At 64.1% G+C, this 24,683-nt stretch carries 26 protein-coding genes; 10 read left to right on the top strand and 16 right to left on the bottom strand.

Annotated elements, in window-relative coordinates; translation table 11 throughout:
• Positions 1–31 precede the first annotated feature (31 nt).
• Positions 32–1,405 carry a nucleotide 5'-monophosphate nucleosidase PpnN gene (gene ppnN / locus QSV36_RS13525; protein ID WP_225777432.1) on the bottom strand — a complete coding sequence of 458 codons (1,374 nt, stop codon included), beginning with the start codon at positions 1,403–1,405 and terminating at the stop codon, positions 32–34.
• A 193-nt stretch (positions 1,406–1,598) separates the two neighbouring features.
• Positions 1,599–2,660 carry a YeiH family protein gene (locus QSV36_RS13530; protein ID WP_289132294.1) on the bottom strand — a complete coding sequence of 354 codons (1,062 nt, stop codon included), beginning with the start codon at positions 2,658–2,660 and terminating at the stop codon, positions 1,599–1,601.
• Between the two features lie 111 nt (positions 2,661–2,771).
• On the opposite strand from QSV36_RS13530, the gene QSV36_RS13535 reads away from it, so the two are divergent.
• A complete protein-coding gene (locus QSV36_RS13535; RefSeq protein WP_289132296.1) occupies positions 2,772–3,683 on the top strand; it encodes a LysR family transcriptional regulator in 912 nt (303 codons plus the stop codon).
• Here the strand turns inward: QSV36_RS13535 and pncB are convergent.
• Together pncB and QSV36_RS13545 are read right to left on the bottom strand one after the other, a co-directional pair.
• Entirely contained in the window at positions 3,671–4,870 is a 1,200-nt protein-coding gene (pncB, locus tag QSV36_RS13540) for a nicotinate phosphoribosyltransferase (RefSeq protein ID WP_289132298.1), read from the bottom strand. The genes QSV36_RS13535 and pncB overlap by 13 nt on opposite strands.
• The gene (locus QSV36_RS13545) at positions 4,867–5,517 is read right to left on the bottom strand and encodes an isochorismatase family protein (RefSeq protein ID WP_289132300.1); all 651 of its coding nucleotides are present in this window, start codon (positions 5,515–5,517) and stop codon (positions 4,867–4,869) included. Before QSV36_RS13545 ends, pncB begins: the two co-directional genes overlap by 4 nt.
• Before the next feature lie 139 nt (positions 5,518–5,656).
• Between QSV36_RS13545 and QSV36_RS13550 the strand changes: the two genes are divergently transcribed.
• Positions 5,657–6,361, top strand: coding sequence for an NrtR DNA-binding winged helix domain-containing protein (locus QSV36_RS13550; protein WP_289132302.1), 705 nt, complete (start codon positions 5,657–5,659; stop codon positions 6,359–6,361).
• Between the two features lie 46 nt (positions 6,362–6,407).
• On the opposite strand, the gene QSV36_RS13555 is transcribed toward QSV36_RS13550, so the two are convergent.
• Positions 6,408–7,820, bottom strand: a complete 1,413-nt coding sequence (locus tag QSV36_RS13555) for a purine-cytosine permease family protein (RefSeq protein ID WP_289132304.1) — start codon at positions 7,818–7,820, stop codon at positions 6,408–6,410.
• A 325-nt stretch (positions 7,821–8,145) separates the two neighbouring features.
• On the bottom strand, positions 8,146–8,598 hold the full coding sequence (locus QSV36_RS13560; protein WP_170030296.1) for an Lrp/AsnC family transcriptional regulator: 453 nt from the start codon (positions 8,596–8,598) through the stop codon (positions 8,146–8,148).
• Between the two features lie 113 nt (positions 8,599–8,711).
• Between QSV36_RS13560 and QSV36_RS13565 the strand changes: the two genes are divergently transcribed.
• Complete coding sequence (locus QSV36_RS13565; RefSeq protein ID WP_289132310.1) at positions 8,712–9,326, top strand: LysE family translocator; 615 nt, start codon at positions 8,712–8,714, stop codon at positions 9,324–9,326.
• A 70-nt stretch (positions 9,327–9,396) separates the two neighbouring features.
• Positions 9,397–10,029 (top strand): LysE family translocator, encoded by a 633-nt coding sequence (locus QSV36_RS13570; protein ID WP_289132313.1) that lies wholly within the window; start codon positions 9,397–9,399, stop codon positions 10,027–10,029.
• Between the two features lie 43 nt (positions 10,030–10,072).
• Here QSV36_RS13570 and QSV36_RS13575 read toward each other — a convergent pair whose 3' ends face one another.
• From QSV36_RS13575 to QSV36_RS13615, 9 genes are all read right to left on the bottom strand, one after another.
• Entirely contained in the window at positions 10,073–10,636 is a 564-nt protein-coding gene (locus tag QSV36_RS13575; protein WP_225777441.1) for an NUDIX hydrolase, read from the bottom strand.
• Between the two features lie 2 nt (positions 10,637–10,638).
• Positions 10,639–11,403 (bottom strand): GntR family transcriptional regulator, encoded by a 765-nt coding sequence (locus tag QSV36_RS13580; RefSeq protein ID WP_289132316.1) that lies wholly within the window; start codon positions 11,401–11,403, stop codon positions 10,639–10,641.
• A 90-nt stretch (positions 11,404–11,493) separates the two neighbouring features.
• On the bottom strand, positions 11,494–11,883 hold the full coding sequence (locus QSV36_RS13585) for a carboxymuconolactone decarboxylase family protein (protein WP_170030291.1): 390 nt from the start codon (positions 11,881–11,883) through the stop codon (positions 11,494–11,496).
• 140 nt (positions 11,884–12,023) lie between these two features.
• A complete protein-coding gene (locus tag QSV36_RS13590) occupies positions 12,024–12,509 on the bottom strand; it encodes a flavin reductase family protein (RefSeq protein ID WP_225777444.1) in 486 nt (161 codons plus the stop codon).
• Between the two features lie 13 nt (positions 12,510–12,522).
• The gene (locus QSV36_RS13595; protein ID WP_289132317.1) at positions 12,523–14,004 is read right to left on the bottom strand and encodes an aldehyde dehydrogenase; all 1,482 of its coding nucleotides are present in this window, start codon (positions 14,002–14,004) and stop codon (positions 12,523–12,525) included.
• Positions 14,001–14,834 carry an alpha/beta fold hydrolase gene (locus tag QSV36_RS13600; protein ID WP_289132319.1) on the bottom strand — a complete coding sequence of 278 codons (834 nt, stop codon included), beginning with the start codon at positions 14,832–14,834 and terminating at the stop codon, positions 14,001–14,003. The genes QSV36_RS13595 and QSV36_RS13600 overlap by 4 nt, the downstream gene beginning before the upstream one ends.
• A gap of 68 nt (positions 14,835–14,902) precedes the next feature.
• A complete protein-coding gene (locus QSV36_RS13605) occupies positions 14,903–15,499 on the bottom strand; it encodes an amino acid synthesis family protein (protein WP_003258678.1) in 597 nt (198 codons plus the stop codon).
• Between the two features lie 306 nt (positions 15,500–15,805).
• Positions 15,806–16,846 (bottom strand): LLM class flavin-dependent oxidoreductase, encoded by a 1,041-nt coding sequence (locus QSV36_RS13610; RefSeq protein WP_289132322.1) that lies wholly within the window; start codon positions 16,844–16,846, stop codon positions 15,806–15,808.
• An 84-nt stretch (positions 16,847–16,930) separates the two neighbouring features.
• Positions 16,931–17,416 (bottom strand): flavin reductase family protein, encoded by a 486-nt coding sequence (locus tag QSV36_RS13615; protein ID WP_289132323.1) that lies wholly within the window; start codon positions 17,414–17,416, stop codon positions 16,931–16,933.
• 319 nt (positions 17,417–17,735) lie between these two features.
• Here QSV36_RS13615 and QSV36_RS13620 point away from each other — a divergent pair, with 319 nt between their 5' ends.
• The gene (locus tag QSV36_RS13620; RefSeq protein ID WP_289132324.1) at positions 17,736–19,142 is read left to right on the top strand and encodes a purine-cytosine permease family protein; all 1,407 of its coding nucleotides are present in this window, start codon (positions 17,736–17,738) and stop codon (positions 19,140–19,142) included.
• Positions 19,143–19,216: 74 nt separating this feature from the next.
• On the opposite strand, the gene QSV36_RS13625 is transcribed toward QSV36_RS13620, so the two are convergent.
• Positions 19,217–20,128, bottom strand: coding sequence for an AraC family transcriptional regulator (locus tag QSV36_RS13625; RefSeq protein WP_289132326.1), 912 nt, complete (start codon positions 20,126–20,128; stop codon positions 19,217–19,219).
• Between the two features lie 102 nt (positions 20,129–20,230).
• Between QSV36_RS13625 and QSV36_RS13630 the strand changes: the two genes are divergently transcribed.
• The 5 genes from QSV36_RS13630 to QSV36_RS13650 are packed head-to-tail and all read left to right on the top strand — an operon-like array spanning position 20,231 to position 24,670.
• Positions 20,231–20,791 (top strand): carboxymuconolactone decarboxylase family protein, encoded by a 561-nt coding sequence (locus tag QSV36_RS13630; protein WP_289132328.1) that lies wholly within the window; start codon positions 20,231–20,233, stop codon positions 20,789–20,791.
• Positions 20,792–20,840: 49 nt separating this feature from the next.
• Complete coding sequence (locus tag QSV36_RS13635; protein ID WP_289132330.1) at positions 20,841–21,905, top strand: acyl-CoA dehydrogenase family protein; 1,065 nt, start codon at positions 20,841–20,843, stop codon at positions 21,903–21,905.
• Positions 21,902–22,723 (top strand): ABC transporter ATP-binding protein, encoded by an 822-nt coding sequence (locus tag QSV36_RS13640; RefSeq protein WP_289132332.1) that lies wholly within the window; start codon positions 21,902–21,904, stop codon positions 22,721–22,723. The genes QSV36_RS13635 and QSV36_RS13640 overlap by 4 nt, the downstream gene beginning before the upstream one ends.
• Positions 22,710–23,915 carry an ABC transporter substrate-binding protein gene (locus QSV36_RS13645; RefSeq protein ID WP_289132334.1) on the top strand — a complete coding sequence of 402 codons (1,206 nt, stop codon included), beginning with the start codon at positions 22,710–22,712 and terminating at the stop codon, positions 23,913–23,915. Before QSV36_RS13640 ends, QSV36_RS13645 begins: the two co-directional genes overlap by 14 nt.
• Positions 23,915–24,670 (top strand): ABC transporter permease, encoded by a 756-nt coding sequence (locus QSV36_RS13650; protein WP_289132336.1) that lies wholly within the window; start codon positions 23,915–23,917, stop codon positions 24,668–24,670. The genes QSV36_RS13645 and QSV36_RS13650 overlap by 1 nt, the downstream gene beginning before the upstream one ends.
• Positions 24,671–24,683 lie beyond the last annotated feature (13 nt).

A 24,683-nucleotide genomic window follows, 5' to 3' on the forward strand; every position in this document is an offset into this window, starting at 1 on the left:
AGGGCGGATCAACGGTCCGGAGTAGCCGGGATCAGGTCACTACCTGGTAACACGGGACATACGCCGCGCCGCCAGGCAGTTTCATCCGGTGCTGGTCGACGAACGCCTGCAACAGCCGGCCCAGTGGGTCCAGCACGGCGCTGTCGCCACGGATCTGGTACGGCCCGTGTTCCTCGATCAGGCGGATGCCCTTGTCCTTGACGTTGCCTGCGACAATGCCGGAGAACGCCCGGCGCAGGTTGGCGGCCAGTTCATGGGCGGGCAGATCGCGCCGCAGTTCCAGGTCGGCCATGGCCTGGTGAGTGGGGTCGAACGGGCGCTGGAAGCTTTCTTCGATCTTCAGCAGCCAGTTGAAATGGAACGCATCGTTGCGCTCACGGCGGAACTGTTTGACCTCCTTGAGCCCCTCGACCATGTGCCGGGCCACTTCCGCCGGGTCGTCGATGATGATCTGGTACAGGCGATGCGCCGCTTCACCAAGCGTGGCGCCGACGAAGGCGTGCAATTGCTGCAGGTATGGCTCGGCGCTGCGCGGGCCGGTGAGCACCACCGGGAACGGCAGGCCCTGGTTGTCCGGGTGCATGAGGATGCCCAGCAGGTAGAGAAACTCCTCGGCCGTACCGGCACCGCCCGGGAAGATGATGATGCCGTGGCCGACACGGACGAAGGCTTCCAGGCGCTTCTCGATGTCCGGCAGGATCACCAGTTCGTTGACGATCGGGTTGGGAGCTTCGGCGGCGATGATCCCTGGCTCGGTAAGGCCCAGGTAGCGGCTGCCGTGCATGCGCTGCTTGGCGTGGGCGATGGTTGCGCCTTTCATCGGGCCCTTCATCACGCCCGGGCCGCAGCCGGTGCACACGTCCAGTTTGCGCAGGCCCAGTTCGTGGCCGACCTTCTTGGTGTACTGGTATTCCTCGCTGCTGATCGAATGGCCACCCCAGCACACCACCATCTTCGGCTCCACGCCCGGGCGCAGGGTGCGGGCGTTGCGCAGCAGGTGGAACACGTAGTCGGTGATGCCCTGGGAGCTTTCCAGGTCGATGCGCTGGCTGGCCAGCTCGCTTTCGGTGTAGACGATGTCGCGCAGGGCGCTGAACAGCATTTCACGGGTGCTGGCGATCATCTCGCCATCGACGAAGGCGTCGGCTGGGGCATTCAGCAACTCCAGGCGCACGCCACGGTCCTGTTGGTGGATACGTACCTCGAAGTCCTGGTAGGCCTCGAGGATGGTCTTGGCATTGTCGACATGGGCGCCGGTGTTGAGAATGGCCAGGGCGCACTGGCGGAACAAGGTGTAAAGGCTACCGGTACCGACTTCACTCAGTTGCTGCACTTCACGTTGTGACAGCGTCTCCAGGCTGCCTTTGGGGCTGACGGATGCATTGATGACATGGCGTTGTGGCATCTAAGTCTTTCCTGTGCGGGTAAAACATCCTTCTTTGACAAACACCATACCGAGAAATGTGAGCGGCAACGAGGGGGATGCTGAAAAAGCTTGAGACCCGTTTGCCATCTTCGCGGGTAAACCCGCTTCCACAAGGATCGCGCTGGAGCTGTGGGAGCGGGTTCACCCGCAAACAAGCCAACCAGGTTCCACCTCATCCCAGCAGCTTCTGCACGCCGAGGGTTATCGCCAGCCCGCCGCCGATCAGCCACAGGTTCAGGATCGCCCCGGTGGCCAGCGCCCGCGGCCCGGCCTGGCGAATCTGACTGAAGCGCGTTTCCATTCCCAACGCTGTCATGGCCATGGTCAGGGCGAAGGTATCCAGGCTGTTGACCGCCTGCGTCACGCTGCCCGGCAGCACCTGCAGCGAATTCACCAGTACCAGCGCCAGGAAGCCGAGGGCGAACCAGGGCATGGCGATGCGCCCGTTGCCTTGTGCCTGGCCCGGCTGGCGTGCACGGCTGATCCACCACCCGGCCAACAGCAGCACTGGCACCAACAGCATGACCCGGGTCATCTTGACGATCGTGGCGATATGCGTGGCATCGGCGCTGACGTTGCTGGCCGCGCCGACCACTTGCGCCACTTCGTGAAGGGTGCCACCGAGGAACAGGCCAGCGCCCAGGGTGTCCAGTTGCAGCCAGCCGGCGTTGATCGCCAGCGGGTAGAGGAACATCGACAGGGTGCCGAACAGCACCACGCTACCGACCGCCATGGCGCTCTTGTGCGGGGCGCTGCGCAGGGCAGACTCGAATGCCAGTACCGCAGCGGCGCCGCAGATCGCGCTGCCGGCAGCGGTCAGCAAGGCTGTATCGCGGTCCAGCTTGAACACCTTCATGCCGCACCACAAGCCAATCAGCAGGGTGCTGCCCACCACCAGCACGGACACGATGAGCCCCGCCCAGCCGACTTCGGCGATTTCCTGCAGGCTGACCCGCAGGCCGAAGAAGGCAACGGCAATGCGCAACAGGCCGCGCGCGGAGAAGTTGATGCCTGCAGCCCAGCTTGCGGGTACCGCGTCGCGCAGCGCGTTGGCGTACAGCGCACCGGCGACGATACCGACAATCAGCGGGCTGATACCGAGGCTGGCGATGGCAGGCAGGGCGGCCAGCTGGGTGACCGCAAGCGCGAACAGCGCGACGAACAGAATGCCATTGAGCCGCCCGCGAGCGGAGAGGGTGGGTGCAATAGCGGGGATGGACGGTACCGTGGCCATGTGTGTCCTCCGGGTAGGTGTTTCGACATGGCTTACGTTAATCCGGTTATAAGCTTATAAAAAATCGTAATTTGGAATGGCAAGTATCCGCAAAGCTGATATTTTAAATTCATGACCCCGGAACAACTGATAACATTCGCCACCGTTGCCGAGCATGGCAACATCAGCCATGCGGCCCAGGCCCTGCACCTGTCGCAACCGGCGGTGTCAGGCCAGCTCAAACTGCTGCAGGAGACTTTTGGCGAGCCCCTCTACCAACGCGCCGGCCGCGGCGTGCGGCTGACCGCAGCCGGTGAACAGTTGCTGGCCCATGCCGAGCGGCTGCGCGAAACCTTCCGCCAGGCCCAGGCGCTGCGCGAGGCCATGCGCGGGCTGGAGCGTGGGACCCTGCGCATCGGCGCCAGTACCACGCCGGCCAGCTACCTGTTGCCCTACCTGATTGCCGATTTCCACGCCCGCTACCCGGAGGTGCAGGTCAGCACCTCCCATGGCAACACGGCGGAAGTCGTCGCTGCGCTGGACAGCGTTGATATCGCCCTGATCGAAGGCCCCCCTGGGCAGGAGTTGCCATTGGGCACGGCAGTGACGGCGTGGCGGCAAGACGAAATCGTAGCCATCGTGCCGCGTGGACATCCGCTGGCCGACAGCGACCAGCAAACGCTGGCCGCGCTGGGGGCTTACCCGCTGGTGTTGCGCGAAAGCGGCTCGGGAGTGCGACAGATCGTCGAGCGGGCCTTTGCCCGCAGTGGCGTGGCGATGCGCGTGGCGCTGGAAATTGCCGGGGTGGAAGGGGTGAAGGAGGCGGTGCGGGCCGGGATGGGCATCGGTTTCGTGTCGGCGATGTCGATCCGCCACGAAGACGGTGCGCTGCGCCGGTTGAAGGTTGCGCCGCAAGCGCTGGTGCGGCGGTTTTCCATCCTGGTGCCGCATGCAGCGACGCCGTCGCGGGCGGCGGCGCGCTTTCTGGAGTTGTGTGTAGGGCAGTCAGAGGAGCATTGGCAACACGGGCCTCAGTTCACCTGAAAGACATGCTTCAGATAAGCCACGAAGTTCTCATCGCGGCACTGGGTCTTGCCCGGGCTGTCGGAAATCTTGGCTACCGGCGCGCCGTTGCAGGCGGTCATCTTGATCACGATATTCATCGGTTCCACATCTGGAATGTCGCACGTCAGCCGAGTACCAATGCCAAAGCTCACGTTGATCCGCTCATGCAGCGCCCGGTACAACCCCAGCGCCTTGGCAAAATCCAGCCCGTCGGAAAAGATCAGCGTCTTGCTCTTCGGGTCGATCCCCAGTCGCTCATAGTGCGCAATGGCTTTTTCCGCCCAAGCCAACGGGTCGCCCGAGTCGTGCCGCAGGCCGTCGAACAGCTTGGCGAAGTACAGGTCGAAGTCGCCGAGGAACGCGTCCATGGTAATGCAATCGGTCAGGGCGATGCCGAGTAACCCGCGGTATTCCCGCACCCAGCATTCCAGCGCGGCAGCCTGACTGTCGACCAGCCGCGGGCCGAGCTGCTGGTGGGCCATGAACCATTCGTGGGCCATGGTGCCGATCGGTTTGAGCTGGTATTCCCGGGCCAGGTGCACATTGCTGGTACCGACAAAGCGGCCCGGGAAGTCACGCTTGAGGATGTGTACCACCTCTTCCTGCACCCGGTAGGAAAAGCGCCGCCGGGTACCGAAATCGGCCAGTTGGAAGCCGGCCAGTTCTTCGTTGCTGGCCTCGGCCTTGAGCCCGTCGAGTTTCTGGTACAGACGCTCTCGAACCTGCTCGATCACCACCTCGCGATAGCGGTAACGGTTGCGCACCTCGCTGATGATCGCCAGCAGCGGGATTTCGTAGAGGATCACATGCAGCCATGGCCCGCGCACGCGGATCGCCAGTTGCCCGGCATCATCCAGGTACACCTGCACATAGCGCAGGTTGAAGCGGAACAGGTTGAGAAAACGGATGAAATCCGCCTTGATGAAGGGGATTTTCTCCAGGTAGGCGAGCTGGTCGTGGGTGACGCTGACCTCGGCCAGTTGTTCCACCTGGTAGCGGATCTCTGCCAGGTACGGGGCGAGGTTCTCGTTGTTGCGGCAGCGGAACTCCCACTCCACCTCGGCGTTGGGGTAGTTGTGCAGTACTGCCTGCATCATGGTGATCTTGTAGAAGTCGGTATCCAGCAGGTTCTGGATGATACGCGGGCCGAAAACGCTATCGCTCATGGGCGGTCTTCCTTGATTCGGGCAAGCTGGTGGTCGAGTGCCGCTTCGTCGCCGCAGAGGATCACGCCCTCGGCGGCCAGCGCGCCACACGCCTCGATCGCGCCCGCCTGGGTGAGGGCGCGGCAGGCGGGCAGGTACAGCAGCACCTGGAAGCCGGCCTGGCGCAGTTGCCGGGCGGTGGTCCTGACACAGTAGTCCAGGGCCAGGCCGCCAACGATCACCGTGCCCACCTGGTGTACCTTGAGGTATTCGATCACCCCGGTGGAGCGGCGCTCGGCCAGGTCGTGGTAACAGGCACCGTAGGGGTGCAGGTCGGGCTCGACGCCTTTCCAGACGAAGTAATCATAATCGATGGGCGCGGGCAGGCCGGGCAGCAGTTCGAAACCCGCGGTGCCGGGTACGCAGTGGCTGACCCAGGTCAGGTCGGCATCGGCCAGCTGTAGCGGCTGCAACATGTCGGCGTGGTCGGCGACCACCCAGGCGGCATTGGCTGGATGAGCGTCCTTGCTGCCCAGGCGCAGGTCGGCGCGCAGCGCCATGGCATTCAGATCCGCCACGATTTCATCACCTTCGGGCACGGGTAGCTCTTGCGGGGCGTTGGCGGTGAAGCCATTTTGCGCGTCGACATCGAAGCTGGCGATCTTCATGGCGGTTCTCCTTGCTGGGATGGCCATATAGTTCACCTGGTGTATTAAGTGTGTCAAGCGCTTTTTATCTCAGGTTTTCTGCTTGTACTACTTAGCATCTCTGGTGGAATATAGGCGAATTCCCGAGCGGAGCCATCCCGTGAGTAGCACCGAAGTCCTGGCCAGCGTCGATATCGTCGCCCTGCGCATGGCCCCTGAAGCGCAGCATCTGCAAGTGTTGTTGCACCGTCGTGAGCGAGAACCGCATGCCGGCCAGTGGGCCTTGCCCGGGGTCATCGTCAATGGCCGAACCCCTGATACCAGCCTGGAAGGCGCTGCCGACCGGGCCCTGCGCGAAAAGGCCCGGGTATCGCCGCGTTATCTGGAGCAGGTGGGTACCGAAGGCAATGCCTTCCGTGACCCCAGGGGCTGGTCGTTGAGCACCTTCTACCTGGCGCTGCTCGACCCGCAACAGCAGGTCGAGGGCGAGCAGCTGGCGTTCTTCGATCTGGACAGCGTGCTGGAGCGCAAGGTGCTGCTGCCGTTCGACCATAACCTGCTGGTCGGCCGCGCCCGCGAGCGCCTTGCCGCAAAAACGGTGTACAGCAGCTTGCCGCTGTACCTGCTGGCAGAGAAGTTCACCGTGCTGGATGCGCTGGGGGCTGTGCAGGCTTGCCTGGGGCAGGCGGTGAACAACACCTCGCTGCGCAAGCGGCTGGAGCGCTTGCGCGAGCTGGGGTGGGTGAGGGATACCGGGGAGAAGAACCAGCCGCGGCTGGGGCGGCCGCAGCAATTGTATGCCTATACGCCTCAGGGTGAGCGGGCGTACATGTTCGACCGTAGCCTGTTACCCGAGGGCGCCTGACTGGCTTGCCGCTCACCCTGTGATGCCGGATCGAGCGCAGAGGAGGTCAATGCCCCATGGCAACCTTGGCACCGGCCTGGCGACGACGGTAGGCGCTGTCGCGGCTGGCTAGCCACCAGTAAAGCGGCGAAGTGACCGCCAGCCCCACCAGCCACGACAAGTCTGCGCCGTTGATGTGCTCGGCAATCGGCCCGACATACAACGGCGTGTTCATGAACGGGATCTGTACCACGATGCCGACGGCGTAGGCGACCAGCGCCTGCGGGTTGTAACGCCCATAGATGCCACCATCGACCTGGAAGATCGACTGGATGTCGTAGTCCCCCTTGTGAATGGCATAGAAGTCGATCAGGTTGATCGCGGTCCACGGCACCAATACCACCAGCAGCACCAGCACCATGTCGACGAAATGGCCGATGAAGTCTGCCGAGGCGAACACCGCCACCACGCAGCAGGCGCTCAGCACCACCAGTGACAGCACCGCACGGCTGTTGGCGGTGGGGATCCAGCGGTAGGCAAAGGTTTGCACCAGGGTGATGATCGACAGCACCGCACCATAAAGGTTGAGCGCGTTGTGGCTGATCACGCTGAGCAGGAACAGTACCAGCATGATCGGCCCCAGGGTCCCGGTGGCCAGCTTGACGGCGTCCATGGTGTCCATGCCGGCCGGGAGCGCCAGTACCGCCACGGCGCCGAAGATGAACGACAGGCTCGAACCCAGCGCTGAACCCAGGTAGGTGGTCCAGAACGTCGCACTGACCTTGACGTCGGCCGGCAGGTAGCGCGAATAGTCCGACACGTACGGGGCGAAGGCGATCTGCCACAGCGCCGCCAGCGACACGGTGGCCAGCCAGCCGGCCAGGTTGAAGCCGCCGCGGGTGAGGAAGTCGTCACTTTGCACATGGCTGAAAATGTAGCCGAAGCCGACCACGATGCCGATGCCCAGCACCCAGGTGCCGATGCGGTTGAGCACATGGATGAAGCGGTAGCCGATGATGCCGATGATGCCCGAGCCCAGCGCACCGATGACGATGCCCACCGGCACGGGCACAGCGTCGACCACACCGTGCAGCGACTTGCCGGCAAGGACGATGTTGGAGGCAAAGAAGCCGATGTACATGACCCCGGCGATCACCACCACTAGCAACGCGCCGAGCGAGCCGAACTGCGCACGGCTCTGGATCATCTGCGGGATGCCCATCTGCGGGCCCTGGGCCGAGTGCAGCGCCATCAGTACTCCGCCAAGCAAATGGCCGACCAGGATGGCGACGACGCCCCACAGCAGGTTCAGGTGGAACAGCTGCACGCCCAATGCGCCGGTAACGATGGGCAGCGGCGCGATGTTGCCGCCGAACCACAGGGTGAACAGATCCCTTACCTTTCCATGGCGGTCTTGCGGGGGTACATAGCCGATCGTGTGTTTTTCTATCAAGGGTGCCGAATTGGCTGCACTGGTCATGACTGACTCCAAGGCAAGGTAGGGCATCGGGAACTGCCCGGGGGCGTGCCGACGAAGGGCGACGCGTTCTTGTTGGAGTGATGATGCGGGGCGCGGGGATAACGAGAAATTAGTAAATATGTGCCCATAAACCTTAAAAAACCTAAGGCTGACAAAAGCTTAAGCGGGTGACGGTAGCAAGAAGGGTGCCACTGGCCGGGACGGCCTGGAGTAGACGGGGTGGGCGGCTGGCGGGCGGTTTGCGCTGGGCTGTGGTGGTGCGCTGTGCGCCTTTGCGGGGCAGCTGAAAAGGTGGTGAAGGGAAGCCAGCAGCAGAAGCCAACCGCTACATCGGCAACAAGCGATCCTGAATCACCTCTTTCATCACCAAGGTCGAACTCAACCGCTTCACATTCGGAATGCTGGTCAGCTGCTCGTCGTACAGCTTCTGGAATGCCGGCAAGTCCCTTGCCACCACATGCAGCAGGTAATCCGGGTCGCCAAACAGCCGCTGTGCTTCGACGATCTGCGGGATCTCGGCCAAGGCCGCTTCAAAGTCCGCCACTGGCTGGCGGGTGACTTCACGCAGGGTAACGAATACCAGGGCCGCAAAGTTCAGGCCCAGCGCACTGGGCGCCAACCGGGCGTGATAGCCAAGAATCGCGCCGTTTTCCTCCAGTGCCTTCAAACGCCGATGGCAAGGCGACAGGCTGAGCCCGACGCGGTCGGCCAGTTCGGTCACCGATAGCCGGCCATCTTTTTGCAGCTCGGCAAGGATTTTTCGATCGATCCTGTCCATTGAGAAGAATCTTCCAGTAACTGAAGGCATGGAGGGAATATACGAAAGAAAATGCCGCAGCGGAATACGTAATCTTTTGCTCATCCCAAAGCAGTGGAAGAAGGAAGATTCAAGTGGCTCTCAGTGTTCTGGCGGCGTTCTGGGCCGTGTCGATGCTGTTTGTGATAACCCCTGGCGCGGACTGGGCCTATGCCATTTCGGCGGGCATGCGCGGGCGCTGGGTGATGCCTGCGGTAGCGGGGATGTTGTCGGGGCATTTCCTGGCGACCCTGGTGGTGGCGGCCGGCGTAGGCAGCCTGCTGGCGGGCCACCCGCTGGCGCTCACCCTGCTGACCCTGGCAGGGTGCAGCTACTTGCTGTGGCTGGGTGGCAACCTGCTGCTGAGCCCGGCATTGCCGGCGGCCGGGCAGGGCGGCGCGGGGGATTCGGGGTCGCGCTGGGCGTTCAAGGGGTTTTGTGTCAGTGGCCTCAACCCGAAAGTGTTCCTGCTGTTCCTGGCCCTGCTGCCGCAATTCACCGACCCGCAGTCGAGTTGGCCGGTGCCGGTGCAGATACTGCTGCTGGGGCTGGTGCACCTGTGCAGTTCGCTGGTGATCTATTCGTTGGTCGGCTATGGCGCCAAAGCCGTGCTCAGCACCCGACCGCAGGCGGCGAAGCTGGTCGGGCGGCTTTCCGGCGTGGCGATGATCACGGTGGCCGTGGGCTTGATCGCCGCGCAATTGGGGTGAGGCTGGAGCAGACGACAGGCACGGCCTCGGATAAACTCGCAACACTTCAACGCACAACCAGGACGTGCCCATGCCAGATACCGCGCAACTGCTCACCTTCGCCCTGATCTGCCTCGGCATGGTCCTGACCCCGGGGCCGAACATGATCTACCTGATTTCCCGCTCGATCTGCCAGGGCCGCAAGGCCGGGTTGATCTCGCTGGGCGGTGTAGCCCTGGGCTTCGTCATCTACATGGTCTGCGCCGCACTCGGTATCACCGCCCTGGTGATGGCGGTGCCGTTTGCCTACGACGCGCTGCGTATCGGCGGCGCGCTGTACCTGTTGTACCTGGCCTGGCAGGCGCTGCGCCCTGGCGGGCGTTCGCCATTCCAGGTTCGCGAGCTGCCGGCCGACAGCCCGCGGCGGCTGTTCAGCATGGGCTTTGCCACCAGCCTGCTCAACCCCAAGATCGCCGTCATGTACCTGTCGCTGATGCCGCAGTTCATCGAGCCGGGCCATGGCAGCGTGCTGTTGCAGTCGCTGGTGCTGGGTTCGACGCAGATCACCATCAGCGTCACGGTGAATGCCCTGATCGCGATCATGGCCGGGTCGATTGCGGTGTTCCTGGCCGGGCGCCCATCGTGGCAGCAGCTACAACGCTGGCTGATGGGCACGGTGCTGGCGGGCCTGGCCGTGCGCATGCTGGCCGAGGGGCGGCGCTGAAGGTGACGCCTGCGGATGGCCGCGGATGAGAGCCCGGCACAGGCTAGCGAATGAAGTGCACCTTGCCGGTGTCGTCATTGCCCATGTAGATGCCATACACCCCAGCCTGCCGCTCGAGAATGTAGCGCTCCAGAATCTGCCGGATCGCCGGGTAGTAGATGTCGTCCCAGGGCACCTCATCCGGCTCGAAGAACTTGCAGGCCAGTGTTTCCGCCCCGTATTGCCCGGTTTCCTCGGTAGCGATGGCGCGAAAGATGATGTACACCTCGCTGATCTTCGGCACGCTGAAGATCGAGTACGGCGAGACGATCTCGGCGCGCACGCCGGTTTCTTCCCAGACTTCGCGCAAGGCTGCCTGTTCGGTGGTCTCGCCGGCTTCCATGAAACCGGCGGGCAAGGTCCAGGTGCCCGGGCGCGGTGGGATTGCACGCTGGCATAGCAAGTACTTGCCATCGCGCTCGATGATGCAGCCGGCGATGATCTTCGGGTTGATGTAGTGGATGTAGCCGCAGCCGGTGCAGTGCAGGCGTTCGTGAGTGTCGCCTGTGGGAACGCCCCGGGCCAGTTCCGTGGTGCAGTGCGGGCAGTAGCGCGGGGCGTTGGGCATGGTCAGCGGCCTATGCGGGGTTGTATACGTGGCTCCTTGAGGGCCAGGGGCTCGACCATGTCGCGCACCTTGGTGTTGTCGTCCTGCTTCTGGCGCAGGTAGTCCAGGGCCACCTTGGCTGCGGCGCGGACGTGATCGACCGAGGCCTGGTGGGCCAGCAGCGGGTCGCCGCTCTTGATCGCCTCGACGATCTTTTCCATTTCCCGGTTACTGGCGCCGCGGCGGTTTTCCTGTGAAACCGAGGTGGCGCGCAGGTAGCTGATGCGCGCCTGCAACTGGCGCAGCTGCTGCGCTGCCACCTGGTTGCCGGAGCCCTCCAGCAGCACATCGTAGAAGCCTTGTACCGAATCCAGCACCTGTTGCAGCTCGCCTTCTTCGAGGGCTTCGCGGTTGACTTCCAGGGCGCGCTCCAGGGCGCGGATGTCCTTGGCCTTGGCGTTCAGGGTGAACAGTTGCACGATCAGGCCTTCGAGCACGCAGCGCAGTTCATAGATGTCGCGGGCGTCTTCGAGGGTGATGATGGCCACCCGCGGGCCCTTGGCGTCGGCGAACTCCACCAGGCCTTCCGACTCCAGGTGACGCAGGGCCTCACGTACCGAGGTGCGGCTGACGCCGAGGCGGTCGCAGAGGTCGCGCTCGACCAGGCGGTCGCCTGGCAGCAGGTGGAAGTTCATGATTGCGGCGCGCAGCTTGTCGAGCACGATTTCGCGCAGGGTAACGGGGTTGCGGTTGACCTTGAAGCTGTCGTCGAGTGGCTGGCGTTTCATCGAGTGCGCTCTGAAAGAGGCTGCCCGACCGCAACTGCAGCAGCACCACGAACCTCGGGTGCTCCTTGCATGGGTTCGAACAGCCCGGTGTTAACGGGTTGACTCCGCATCGGCTTCAGCGAACGCTTCGCGGGCCAGGCGGAAGCTGTCCACCGCCGCGGGCACGCCGCAATAAATGCCGACCTGGAGCAGGATCTCGCGAATCTGTTCACGGCTCAGGCCGTTACGCAAGGCGCCGCGAATGTGCAGCTTGAGCTCGTGGGGCCGGTTGAGCGCGGAAATCATGGCCAAGTTTATCATGCTGCGCTCTTTCAGCGACAAGCCTTCACGGCCCCAGACGTGGCCCCAGCAGTACTCGGTGACCAGCTCCTGCAGTGGCTGGGTGAACGCGTCGGCGTTCTGGATTGAGCGATTGACGTATTCCTCGCCCAGTACCTGGGTGCGGATCTGCAGGCCTTTCTCGTACTTTTCAGTGCTCATGGGCAGTGCTCCGGAAAAATAGGGGCATCGGTGTGGGCTTCTTCGCGGGCTTGCCGGCTCCCACAGGGAGCGCATAGATACTGAAACCTGTGCAGGACCTGTGGCAGCGGGCGAGCCCGCGAAGAAGCCAATGAGGTGTCTCAGCCCAATGGCGGCAGCGCGCCCAGCTTGCCCTTGTGGTAGACCATCGGTGTCACCGGCTCGGCCGGCAGCACCAGGTTCTTCACCGCGCCGACGATGATCGCGTGGTCGCCGCCATCGTATTCGCGCCACAGTTCGCATTCGATGATCGCCGTGGCCTTGGTCAGCAGTGGATTGCCCAGCTCGCTCAGGTGCCACTCGATGCCTTTGGCCTTGTCCTTGCCCTTGCCGGCGAACGCGTAGGCCTCGGCGGTCTGCTCGGCAGACAGCAGGTGAATGGCGAACTGCTTGCTGTCACGCAGGATCGGGTAGGTGTCGGAGGCGTAGTTGGGGCAGAACAGCACCAGTGCCGGGTCGATCGACAACGCGCTGAACGCGCTGGCGGTGATGCCGACGATGCCGCCGTCGGCGTCCAGGGTGGTGACCACCGTGACGCCGGACGGGAAGGAGCCCATCACGTCTTTGTAGATGCCGGGTTCGATCATGGACGCAGTTCTCCTAGCGCATGACAAAGGGGTCGGGCATGGGCGCGGTGGACAGGTTGATCCACACCGTCTTTAGCTCGGTATAGGCCAGCACCGAATCGATGCCGCTCTCACGGCCGTAGCCGCTGTTCTTGAAGCCGCCGATCGGCGCCATGGCCGAGACGGCGCGGTAGGTATTGACCCAGATGATTCCCGAACGCACGTCGCGGGCCAGGCGGTGGGCACGGCCCAGGTCGCGGGTCCAGATGCCGGCCGCCAGGCCGAACTGCGAGTCGTTGGCGATGGCCAGGGCTTCTTCTTCGGTCTTGAAGCGGATCACCGCAGCAACCGGGCCGAACACTTCTTCCTGCATGATGGTCATCGAGTTGCTGTCGCACTCGAACAGGGTCGGCTCGTAGAACCAGCCGTCACCCTCGACCTCGGCCCGCTTGCCGCCCATGTGCAGCTTGGCGCCCTCAGCCTTGGCCGCCGCTACCAGGCCTTCGACCACGGCCAACTGTTGTGCAGTGGCCATCGGGCCCATTTCGCTGGCGTCGTCCTGCGGGTTGCCGATACGGATGCGCTTGGCGCGGGCGATCAGGCGGGCGACGAACTCGTCGAAGATCTCGTCCTGCACCAGCAGGCGCGAGCCGGCCACGCAGCTTTGCCCGGAGGCGGCATAGATGCCGGCCACGGCGCCGTTGATGGCGCTGTCCAGGTCGGCGTCGGCGAAGATGATGTTCGGCGACTTGCCGCCCAGCTCCAGCGACAGCTTGGCGAAGTTCTCGGCACTGCTGCGCACCACGTGGCGGGCGGTGGCGGCACCGCCGGTGAAGGCGATCTTGCGTACCAGCGGGTGGCGGGTCAGCGCCGCGCCGGTGCTCGGGCCGTAGCCGGTGACCACGTTGACCACGCCAGGCGGGAAGCCAGCTTCCAGGGCCAGGCGGGCCAGTTCGAGGATGGTCGCCGAGGCGTGCTCGGACGGTTTGAGCACGATGGTGTTGCCGGCGGCCAAGGCCGGTGCCAACTTGATCGCGGTGAGGTACAGCGGGCTGTTCCACGGGATGATCCCGGCCACCACGCCGATCGGCTCGTGCACGGTGTAGGCGAACAGGTCCGGCTTGTCCAGCGGCAGGGTGCCGCCTTCAAGCTTGTCGGCCAGGCCTGCGGTGTAGTGGAAGAACTCCGGCAGGTAGCCGACCTGGCCGCGGGTTTCGCGGATCAGCTTGCCGTTGTCACGGCTTTCCAGCTGCGCCAGGTGTTCCTTGTTCTCGGCAATCAGGTCGCCCAGGCGGCGCAGCAGCTTGCCGCGCGCGGTGGCGCTGATGCTGCGCCATTGCTGGCTGTCGAAGGCCCGCTGGGCGGCCTGCACGGCCAGCTCCACATCGGCTTCGTCGGCGTCGGGCAACTGCGCCCAGGCCTGGGCGGTGGCCGGGTTGAGGCTGTCGAAGGTCTTGCCGCTCTGGGCATCGCGCCATTGGCCGTCGATGCACATCTGGAAACGAACGAGGGTCATGCAACAATCCCCTTGGCGGATTCGGTGAGGGTGCGGGCTTGCGCGAGGAAGTCCAGCAGCATCTTGTTGACTTCGCGCGGTGCTTCCACCGGCATCATATGCCGTTGCTCGGCGAGGACCACGCAGTGCGCACCCGGAATGCTGGCAGCGAGCTGGCGGGCCATGGCCGGGGTGGAGCCCGAGTCGAGTTCGCCGGTGGCGATCAGCGTCGGCACCTGGATGCTGCCCAGGTCGCCGGCGCGGTACATGTCCTGGGTGGCGAACAGCGAATACGTGGTGTGGTAGCCCTGCGGGTCGTTGCTCGCCAGGACCTGGCGAATGGCAGCGACCTGCGCCGGGTTGGCGGCCTTGTATTCACGGCTGAACCAGCGGTCGAGCGCGGCGTCGACATTGGCGTCGGGGCCTTGCTCGGCCGCCTGGGCGGCGCGGGCGATAACCCCGGCACTCTGTTCGGGGGTGCGGTTGAACACACTGTTGAGTATCACCAGCGCTGCCAGGCGCTGCGGGTGATGCAGGGCGAACGCGCGGGCGACCAGGCCACCCATGGAGAAGCCAATCACGGTGGCCTGGGTGATCTGCAGGTGGTCGAGCAGCTCGGCAAGCTGGGCGGCATAACCTTCCAGGCCGATGTCGGCGGCCGGCAGGGCGCTGTGGCCGTGGCCGAGCATGTCGTAGGCGATGACGCGGTAGTCGTTGGCCAGGCCAACGAACTGACCGCCCCACATTTCCTTGTTCAGGCCCACGCCATGGATCAGTACCACGGGTTGGCCCTGGCCAACAGACAGGTAGCTGGTGCCGGCGGGGGTGCGTTCAGCAACAGGCTGAATCATGGAGGGCGCTCCTTCAGGGGCGGGCGCGGCGGCTAGCTAGGTTACGCCCCGGCCCGTCCTGGTTGTTGTTATTGAGCGTTGGCTTTTTCGGCAGCCAGTTCTTCCAGGTCGATGTAGCGGTTGCCGATGCGTGGATGCAGGCGGCCACCGTCGGAAGCGCCCAGGACCACGACGATTTCATCGGCGCGCGGGGCGTCCTCGATCTGCATTTCCAGGGTGATGTAATGCGAACGCAAGCCTTCGTCGTCCTTCTGCATCATCGGGATCTGGATCGACGTGCCCGGGCCGCCGCGCTTGTTGGTGAAGCTCAGGTAGCTCTTGGCCTGCACCGCTTCGCGGTAGTGGTTGCCGAAGCGCAGGGTGTGGATCACCGCCGAGGCGTGTTCGATTTCACCATCGGCGCCGACCACGGCTGCTTTGCCATAGGCTTCGATCTTGTCGGCACCACCGATGGCGGCGGTCAGGCGCTCGACCATCAGGGCCCCCAGGTCCGAGCAGTTGGCGCGGATTTCCGGCTTCAGATCTTCAACGAAACCGCGACCGGCCCATGGGTTCTTGATCACCACGGCCAGGCCGACCATGGTCACCGGCTTGTCGGTGGCCTTGCCGCCTTCGATGCGGGTCTCTTCGGAGTAGGTGACGATCTTACGGATTTCGAAACTCATGGATGGCTCCTGGTGAGGGTTATCAGGTCTTGTTGTCTGATGGTATACCATAATACTCGTTGTGCAAGAGGTGGTTGAAAATTTCTCTCTTGCGAGGGGACGAAAGGTGGCCTGATGCCTTGAATTCTCTACTGTCTGTACTGGCCTTTTCGCGGGTAGCGCTAGCGGAGCACCTGTGGGAGCGGGTTTACCCGCGAAGAGGCCCGTTCAGGCAACCCCGGAAATACCCATAAAAAAGCCCGCTCCTGCGGGCCACGATGGCCCACGAGAGCGGGCGCGTCCCGCAATGGTTCAGGCAATGGGAATTCAGGCGAACGCCGGCACCACTTCCTTGATGAACAGCTCAAGCGATTTCTTCTTCTCGGCATGCGGCAGGCTGTTGTCACACCAGAAACTGAACTCGTCGACGCCAAGCGCCTGGTAGTACTTGATGCGGGCGATGATCTCTTCCGGGGTGCCGATCATGGTGTTCTTGCGGATGTTCTCCAGTTCGAACGCCGGCACTTCGGCAAACTTCGACTCCGGGCTAGGTTCAAGGAAACCGTTGACCGGGGTGGTCTTGTTGCCGAACCAGGCATCGAAGGTGCGATAGAAGCGCGAGATGGCCTGGGCCCCGACCTTCCAGCCATCCGGCTCGGCCGGGCTGTGCACATGGGTGTGGCGCAGCACCATCAGTTGTGGGCGCGGCACGCCCGGGTTGTTGTCGAGGGCTGCCTGGAACTTGTTCTTCAGGTCCAGCACCTCTTCGTCGCCCTTCATCAACGGCGTCACCATGACGTTGCAGCCGTTGGCCACGGCGAAGTTGTGCGAGTCCGGGTCGCGGGCGGCGATCCACATCGGCGGGACGGCGTTGTAAGGCTTCGGCACGCTGGTGGAGGTGGGGAACTTGTACACCTCGCCGTCATGGGCGTAGTCGCCTTCCCACAGCTTGCGCACCACCGGCACCATTTCCCGCAGGGCCTTGCCGCCGTCGGTGGCCGGCATGCCACCGGCCATGCGGTCGAACTCGAACTGGTAGGCACCTCGGGCCAGGCCCACTTCCATGCGGCCCTTGCTGATCACGTCGAGCAGGGCGCACTCGCCGGCAACCCGGATCGGGTTCCAGAACGGCGCGATGATGGTGCCGGCGCCCAGGCGGATCTTTTCGGTGCGTGCGGCCAGGTAGGCCAGCAATGGCATCGGGCTTGGCGAGATGGTGTATTCCATGGCGTGGTGTTCGCCGATCCACACGGTGCTGAAACCGCCGTTCTCGGCCATCAGGGTCAGTTCGGTGAGGTCTTCGAAGAGTTGGCGGTGGCTGACCTGTTCATCCCAACGTTCCATGTGCACGAACAACGAAAATTTCATGGGGCTTTCCTCAACGCTTGTTGTTTTCGCCCGTCAATGCAGCGGGCTTCAATGTGGGAGCGGGCCTGCGTCTGGCTGCCAGGCTCAGGCAAAGGCGGGCAGGCTGGCCATCTTGCCGCGGCAGTACACCATTGGCCGTGGCGCCTCTGCCGGGACGATCAGGTTGTGCACCTTGCCGACCATGATGGCGTGGTCGCCACCTTCATATTCACGCCACAGTTCGCACTCGATGACCGCGGTGGCGCCGGCCAGGATCGGGTTGCCCAGTTCACTCAGGGTCCATTCGATGCCGCTGGCCTTGTCCTTGCCTTTCTTGGCGAACGCATAGGCTTCGGCTTGCTGTTCTCCGGAGAGCAGGTGGATGGCGAAGCGCTTCTGGCGGATCAGTACAGGGTAGGAGTCGGAGCTGTAGTTTGGGCAGAACAGCACCAGCGGCGGGTCCATCGACAGCGAGGAGAACGCGCTGGCGGTCAGGCCGACGACCGAGCCGTCGTCGTCCAGGGTGGTGATGACGGTAACGCCGGACGGGAAGGAGCCCAGGACGTGCTTGTAGACGGTTGCGTCGATCATCGGGGTGTACCTCTGAAGGGCTGCGGTGGGCCGCGGTTTTTATCATTGATGTGTCTGATGGTATACCGTAATACCTATTTTGCAAGCGGAATTTTCACGCTTACGGTTATCACGATGAGCGGCGCAAGGCCACGGATGCCGCGGGTTTGGCTGCGAAGTCGGTTCGCTGGCAAGGCTTTTCAAACGGATCAGTGGGCAGTTTTTCCTGCGGATCAGTGTTGTCAAAAGTTTGGAATACCATAATATGGTCCGCAGCTGAGAGGCCGCCTTGATGCGGTTTCCTTACAAAGATAAAAACGACCTTTCGAGCTGAAATCCTATGTCCCAACCGTCGTCGCAACACCCGTTTGTCGAGAACCACACGGTCGATTACGTTCCACCTGCCGAGCGCCACGGGAAGGCGCGCGACCTGTTCACCCTCTGGTTCAGTACCAACATCGCGCCATTGCCCATCGTCACTGGCGCCATGGTGGTCCAGGTGTTCCACCTGAACCTGCTGTGGGGGCTGGTCGCCATCGTGCTGGGCCATCTTGCCGGGGGCGTGGTGATCGCCCTGGCCTCTGCGCAGGGACCGCAGCTGGGCATTCCGCAGATGGTGCAGAGCCGTGGCCAGTTCGGCCGCTACGGCGCGCTGCTGATCGTGTTCTTCACGGCGCTGATCTACGTCGGCTTTTTCATTTCCAACATCGTCCTGGCGGGCAAGACCATCCATGGCATCGCCCCGAGCGTACCGATGCCGGGCGCGATCGTGATCGGTGCGTTGAGCGCCACCGCCATCGGCGTGATCGGCTATCGCTTCATCCACGTTCTCAACCGCATCGGTACCTGGGTGATGGGCTCGGCGCTGCTGGCCGGCTTCATCATGATGTTCGCCCAGGCGCTGCCGGCCGATTTCTTCAGCCGTGGCGCATTCAACCTGTCGGGTTTCATCGCCACGGTGTCGCTGGGCACCATCTGGCAGATCAGCTTCTCGCCATACACCTCCGACTACTCACGCTACCTGCCGCGTGAAGTAGGGATTGCCAGACCGTTCTGGGCCACCTACTTCGGCGCCACCCTGGGCACCATCCTGTGCTTCAGCTTCGGTGCCGTGGCGGTGCTGTGCGTGCCCGAAGGCACCGACGCGATGGATGCGGTCAAGCAGGCCACCGGTTGGCTGGGCCCGATCCTGATGGTGCTGTTCCTGTTCAACATCATCAGCCACAACGCCCTCAACCTGTATGGCGCGGTGCTGTCGATCGTTACTGCGATCCAGACCTTCGCCGCAGCGTGGACACCGAGCATCAAGGTGCGGGTAATGCTGGCTTCGGTGATCCTGGTGGGCTGCGGCCTGGTGGCGCTGAATGCTTCGGCAGGCTTCATCGGCCAGTTCATCGGCCTGATCCTGGCCCTGTTGCTGGTGCTGGTGCCGTGGGCTTCGATCAACCTGATCGACTTCTACCTGATCAAGAAAGGCCAGTACGATATCGCCTCGATCTTCCGTGCCGACGGCGGCATCTATGGCCGCTTCAATCACCACGCAATCATTGCCTATGCCTGCGGCATCCTGGTGCAATTGCCGTTTGCCAATACGTCGCTGTACGTGGGGCCATACTCGAACATTGTCGAAGGGGCGGACCTGTCCTGGCTGTTCGGCTTGCTGGTGACGGTACCGCTGTACTACTGCCTGGCGACTCGTGGCAAAGCTGCTGAGAAGGCGGGGCGGGTCGTGAGTGTCAACGACTGAGAAGACCCTGCTGGGGCCGCGCCGCGGCCCTTCGCGGGCGTGCCCGCGAAGCGGCCGGTCGAGGCGTGCCGTGTTCAGCGCCCTTCATGCTGCCGGCGATACGCCCCCGGCTGTATCCCCACCGCCTTGGCGAACGCCCGGGTAAACGCCGCAACCGACTGATACCCCACCTGTGCGCCCACCTGTTCCACGGTGTGCCCGGCCTGCAGCAACTGGCTGGCATGGCGCATGCGCAACGCCAGCAGCACCTGCCCCGGGGACTGCCCGGCCAGTTCATTGAAACGCTTGAAAAATGCCGAACGTGACAGCCCGGTGCAGGCTGCCATGCTTTCCAGGGTCCAGGCCTGCCCCGGGTGCTCGATCAATTGCGCCAGCAGCCCGGCATAAGCCGGCTGGCGGGCGAGGGCGACCAGCCCGCCCAGTGGCTGCCCGGCATGTACCTGCTGGCGTAGCACATAGAGGAACAGCAGGTGCGTCAAGCGCTCCAGCAACGTTTGCGACGGGCCGGCGGCGCGCCGGCATTCCTCCAGTATCAACTCGAACAACGCCCGCGCCGCATGCCCGGCCGGTTCGTTGGCGCGCAGCAATATCCAGTCGGCCAGGCCCTCGACGATCAGCGCTGACAAACCCGGCTTGAAGTGGAAGAAGCCACACACCAGCCCTACGCCATCGACCGCTTCGGCATCCAGCGGCTGCATGGCCTGACGTGGCTGGGCACAGGCACCGGCCAGGTCGGGTTCGCTGGCCAGGCGATAGCCAAGGTCGCGCAACAGGAACACTGCATCCCCGGCTGCCAGGCGTATGGCATCGGGCTGGCCGTCGATGTGCAGCCAGCAATGCCCCTGTACCACCAGGTGGAAGCTGGCGCGGCCCATGCCCTGGGTGCTGGCGTGCCAGCCGCCGCAGTAGCGGCCGACGTGAAACAGGCTGGCATCGAGTTCCAGGCCCTCTAATAACCAATCGACAAGGTGGCTGGACGAAATCATCTAATGCAAAGACTCAAGAGCAAGGAAAGGCGACTGATGAATATGGAGGGTAATTCTTATAACCAACAGACTGTAGTGACACCTATCAAAGGAGACCACTGCATGTCGTCGCGCATTACTTTACACACCCTGCAGAGCGCCCCGGAAGCGGCCCGCCCGTTCCTCGAGAGCGCGCAGAAGAATTCCGGCTTCATCCCCAATCTGCTCGGCATCCTGGCCAACGCCCCGGCGGCGCTGGAAACCTATGTCACCGTCTCGGCCCTCAACGGCAAGGCCGAGCTGACCCTCGCCGAGCGCGAAGTGGTGCAGCTGATTGCCGCCACCCAGCATGGCTGTGACTTCTGCGTGGCCGGCCATACGGCGGTGGCGCTGAACAAGGCCAAGCTGCCGGCGGAGGTGGTCGATGCCCTGCGTGCCCGTGGCGAACTGCCGGACGCGCGTTACGAAACCCTGGCCGCTTTCGCCCGCGAAGTGATCGCCACCCGTGGCAACGTCAGCGAGGCGACCTACCAGGCCTTCCGCGCGGCCGGTTTCAGCGAAGGTAACGCGCTGGAGGTGATTCTGGGGGTGAGCCTCGCAACCCTGTGCAACTTTGCTAATGTGTTCGCCCAGACGCCGCTCAACGACGAGCTGAGCAAGTACCGCTGGCAGCCAACCGCGTAATCGCGCGCCTGGCGCTGGTGGCGCCTGCGATATCAAAAGGAGTAGGGACATGCTTGATGCTGCATTTCGTCAATGGCTGGATGCCAATGCCGAGGCAATCGACCAGGGGCAGTGCGACCCGCAACTGGTGCTGGCGCACATCGCCGAATCGCAGCTGCTGCGCATTGGCGTCGACCCCGCATTGGGCGGCAACGGTGGCGCGGTCACCGATGCGGTCGAGGCCATCGCCGCCATCGCCAGCCGCTCACTGGCCGCAGCCTTTGTCTGCTGGGGCCAGCGGGCGTTCATCGAATACCTGCTGCAAAGCCCCAACCAGGCCCTGCGTGAACGTTTGCTGCCCAGCCTGCTGACCGGCGAGCTGGCGGGGGCCACCGGCTTGTCCAACGCCATGAAATTCCTCTCCGGGATCGAGGCGCTGCAGGTGCGTGGCCGCCCCGGGGCGGCGGGCTGGACACTGGAAGGCCGGCTGCACTGGGTGACCAACCTGCGCAAGAGCGGGTTCGTGGTGGCGGCAGCCATCGAGGACGATGCTGGCGGTTCGCCGTTCGTGCTGGCCATCCCCTCCGACAGCCAGGGGCTGGAGCGTTCTGACGACCTGGAGCTGATGGGCCTTCAATCGAGCAATACCGCAGCGCTGGCGTTCCACCAGGTGGAGCTTGGCCGTGACTGGCTGCTGCACGACAATGCCCGCGAGTTCCTGCCCAAGGTGCGCCCGGCGTTTCTTGCCTTGCAGTGCGGCATGGCCATCGGCCTGGCGCGGCGTTCGCTGCACGAGGTGCACGATCACCTCCATGGGCGGCTGTCGTTCCTCGAAGAGCATCGCCAGGTCCTCGACGAGCGCCTGGAAAACACCGTGGCCGAGCTCAAGCAGGGTTTGCTCGAAGGGCGCTTCCAGAGCCAGCCGGCGGCGCTGTTCAAGTTGCGCATCATCCTCGCTGAGTGTGCTGCCGATGCCGTGCAGCTGGAGCTGCAAGCCAGCGGCGGCAAGGCGTACCTCGATGAGTTCGGTGCCGGTTTCGCCCGCCGCTGGCGCGAGTCGGCGTTCGTGCCCATCGTTACCCCAAGCCTGGTGCAGCTGCGTGCCGAGCTGCATCGTCAGGCTGCCAGCGCATGAGCCAGGCATTGCTCGAGGCCCGCGAAATCAGCCTGGGCTACCCGCGCGACGGCGGCTGGCAGCCAGTGCTGGCGCGCTTCGACCTGCAACTGGCGCCAGGGGAGGTGGTGAGCATCCTCGGCCCCAGTGGGGTGGGCAAGTCCAGCCTGCTGCGGGTGCTGGCCGGCCTGCAGCAGCCGCATGGCGGCAGCGTGGCCCTGCACGGTGAACCGCTGCAAGGCCCCCACCCGCGCCTGGCGGTGGCCTTCCAGGACCCGAGCCTGCTGCCCTGGCTGAGCCTGGAAAAGAACGTCGCCTTTGGCCTGGATTTCGCCCGCCAGCCCAAGCTGGCCGCAGCCGAGCGCCATGCCCGCATCGACCATGCGATCGGCGCGGTAGGCCTGGCCCATGCCCGCAGCCAGTACCCGGCGCAGCTGTCCGGCGGCATGGCCCAGCGCACCGCACTGGCACGCTGCCTGGCGCGCCAGCCTGAGGTGCTGCTGCTTGACGAGCCGTTCGGTGCGCTCGACGAAGTGACCCGTGCCGACATGCAGCAATTGCTGCTGCAGCTGATTGCTACCCATAACACCGCAGCCGTACTGATTACCCACGATATCGACGAAGCCCTGTTGTTGTCCGACCGGGTGCTACTGCTGGGCGATCACCCGGCGCACATCCTCGGCCAATGGCACATCGACCTGCCACAACCGCGTGCGCAGCGGGTCGAGGAACTGGGCGCACTGCGCATCGAGATCCTCAAGACCCTTCGACGGGCCAGCCGCACCGCTGCACCTTCCTCTACCTCCTTGCCTTCGGAGCCTGCACATGTGCATGGATGACTGCTGTTCCTCCACCTCGCGTCGTGATTTCCTCAAGCTCAGTGCCATGCTGACTGCTGCCGGGGCCGTGCCGCTGCTGTCCAGCCTGCAGGCCCGGGCTGCTGCCGAGCCCGACGCGCCGGTGCGCATCGGCTACCTGCCGATCACCGATGCCACGCCGTTGCTGGTAGCGCACAACAACGGCCTGTTCGAGGCCGAAGGCATCAAGGCCGAGCGCCCGGTGCTGTTGCGCAGCTGGGCGCAAGTGATCGAGGCGTTCATCTCGGGCCAGGTCAACGTCATCCACCTGCTGTCGCCGATGACTGTGTGGGCGCGTTATGCCAGCAAAGTGCCGGCCAAGGTGGTGGCCTGGAACCATGTGGGGGGCTCGGGCCTTACCGTGGCGCCGGACATCACCGACATCAAGCAACTGGGCGGCAAGACCGTAGCCATCCCGTTCTGGTATTCGATCCACAATGTGGTGCTGCAGCAGATGCTCGGCGACAACGGCCTGACACCGGTGTCGAAGCCCGCCAACAGCCAACTTGCGGCCAACGAGGTCAACCTGCTGGTGCTGCCGCCCTCGGACATGCCGCCGGCCCTGGCCAGCAAGCGCATCGCCGGCTATATCGTCGCCGAACCGTTCAACGCCCTGGCCGAGAACCTCAAGGTCGGCCGCGTGCAGCGCTTCACCGGCGATGTGTGGCGCAACCACGCCTGCTGCGTGGTGTTCATGCATGAATATGACCTGAACAGCCGCCCGGAGTGGGCGCAGAAGGTGGTCAATGCCATCGTCAAGGCCCAGCAATGGACCCGCGACCACCGCGCCGAAGCCGCGGCGCTGTTGTCCAAGGCCGGCCCGAACAAGTACACGCCGCATGAACCGGCGGTGCTGACCAAGGTGCTGGCCCCGGCTGCCGAAGACCGCGCCGGCTACATTGCCAGTGGGGCGATTCAGCATCAGCAGTGGGATGAAAAGCGCATCGACTTCCAGCCCTACCCGTACCCCAGCTATACCGAAGAGCTGGTCACACGCCTCAAGCACACCCTGATCGAGGGCGAGCACAGTTTCCTTGCCGGCCTGGACCCGGCGCAAACCGCCCGCGACCTGGTTGACGATCGCTTCGTGCGCAACGCCATCGCCGCCGTCGGTGGCCCCTCGGTGTTCGGCATTGCCGAGAACTACCAGCGTAGCGAGGAGTTCGCGGTCTGATGCGCAAGCATGTCGTACATGCCGGCCTCGGCCTGGCCGGTCTGCTGGGGTTGCTGTTGTTGTGGTGGGCGGGCGTGCAGCTATTCGGCGAGGCCGATGGCCTGTCGGCACGCTTCTCGCCCCAGGCGACCCTGGCCAGCCTGGTCGAGCTGCTGGGGCAGGGCGAGGTCTACGGGCATGTCTGGGTCAGCCTCAAGCGCATCCTGGTCGGCTTGTTGCTGGCGTTGCTGATCGGTGTGCCGCTGGGCTTGCTGGTGGGCAGCTATCGGCACCTGGAGGCCGCGACCACGCCGGCCTTCCAGTTCTTGCGCATGATCTCGCCGTTGTCGTGGATGCCGGTGGTGGTGATGCTGATGGGCGTGGGTGACCAGCCGATCTACTTCCTGCTGGCGTTTGCCGCGTTGTGGCCGATCCTGCTGAATACTGCCGCCGGGGTCCGGCAGCTGGACCCGCGCTGGTTGCAGTTGACCCGCAGTCTGAGTGCCACGCGCTGGGAAACCTTGTGCAAGGTGATCGTGCCGGGGGTGATCGGTCATGTGCTCACCGGCGTACGCCTGGCCATCGGTATTCTGTGGATCGTGCTGGTGCCGTGCGAAATGCTCGGGGTGAGCGCCGGGCTGGGCTACTTCATTCTCGATACCCGCGACCGCCTGGCGTATTCCGAGCTGATGGCGATGGTGCTGCTGATCGGCGTGCTGGGGTTCGTGCTGGATGCCCTGGCGCGTGGGCTGCATCGGCGCTGGGTGCATGGCTGAAGGGCCAACGGGG

Origin of the sequence: Pseudomonas sp. BCRC 81390 (assembly GCF_030341915.1) — a bacterium.
Lineage (GTDB): Bacteria > Pseudomonadota > Gammaproteobacteria > Pseudomonadales > Pseudomonadaceae > Aquipseudomonas.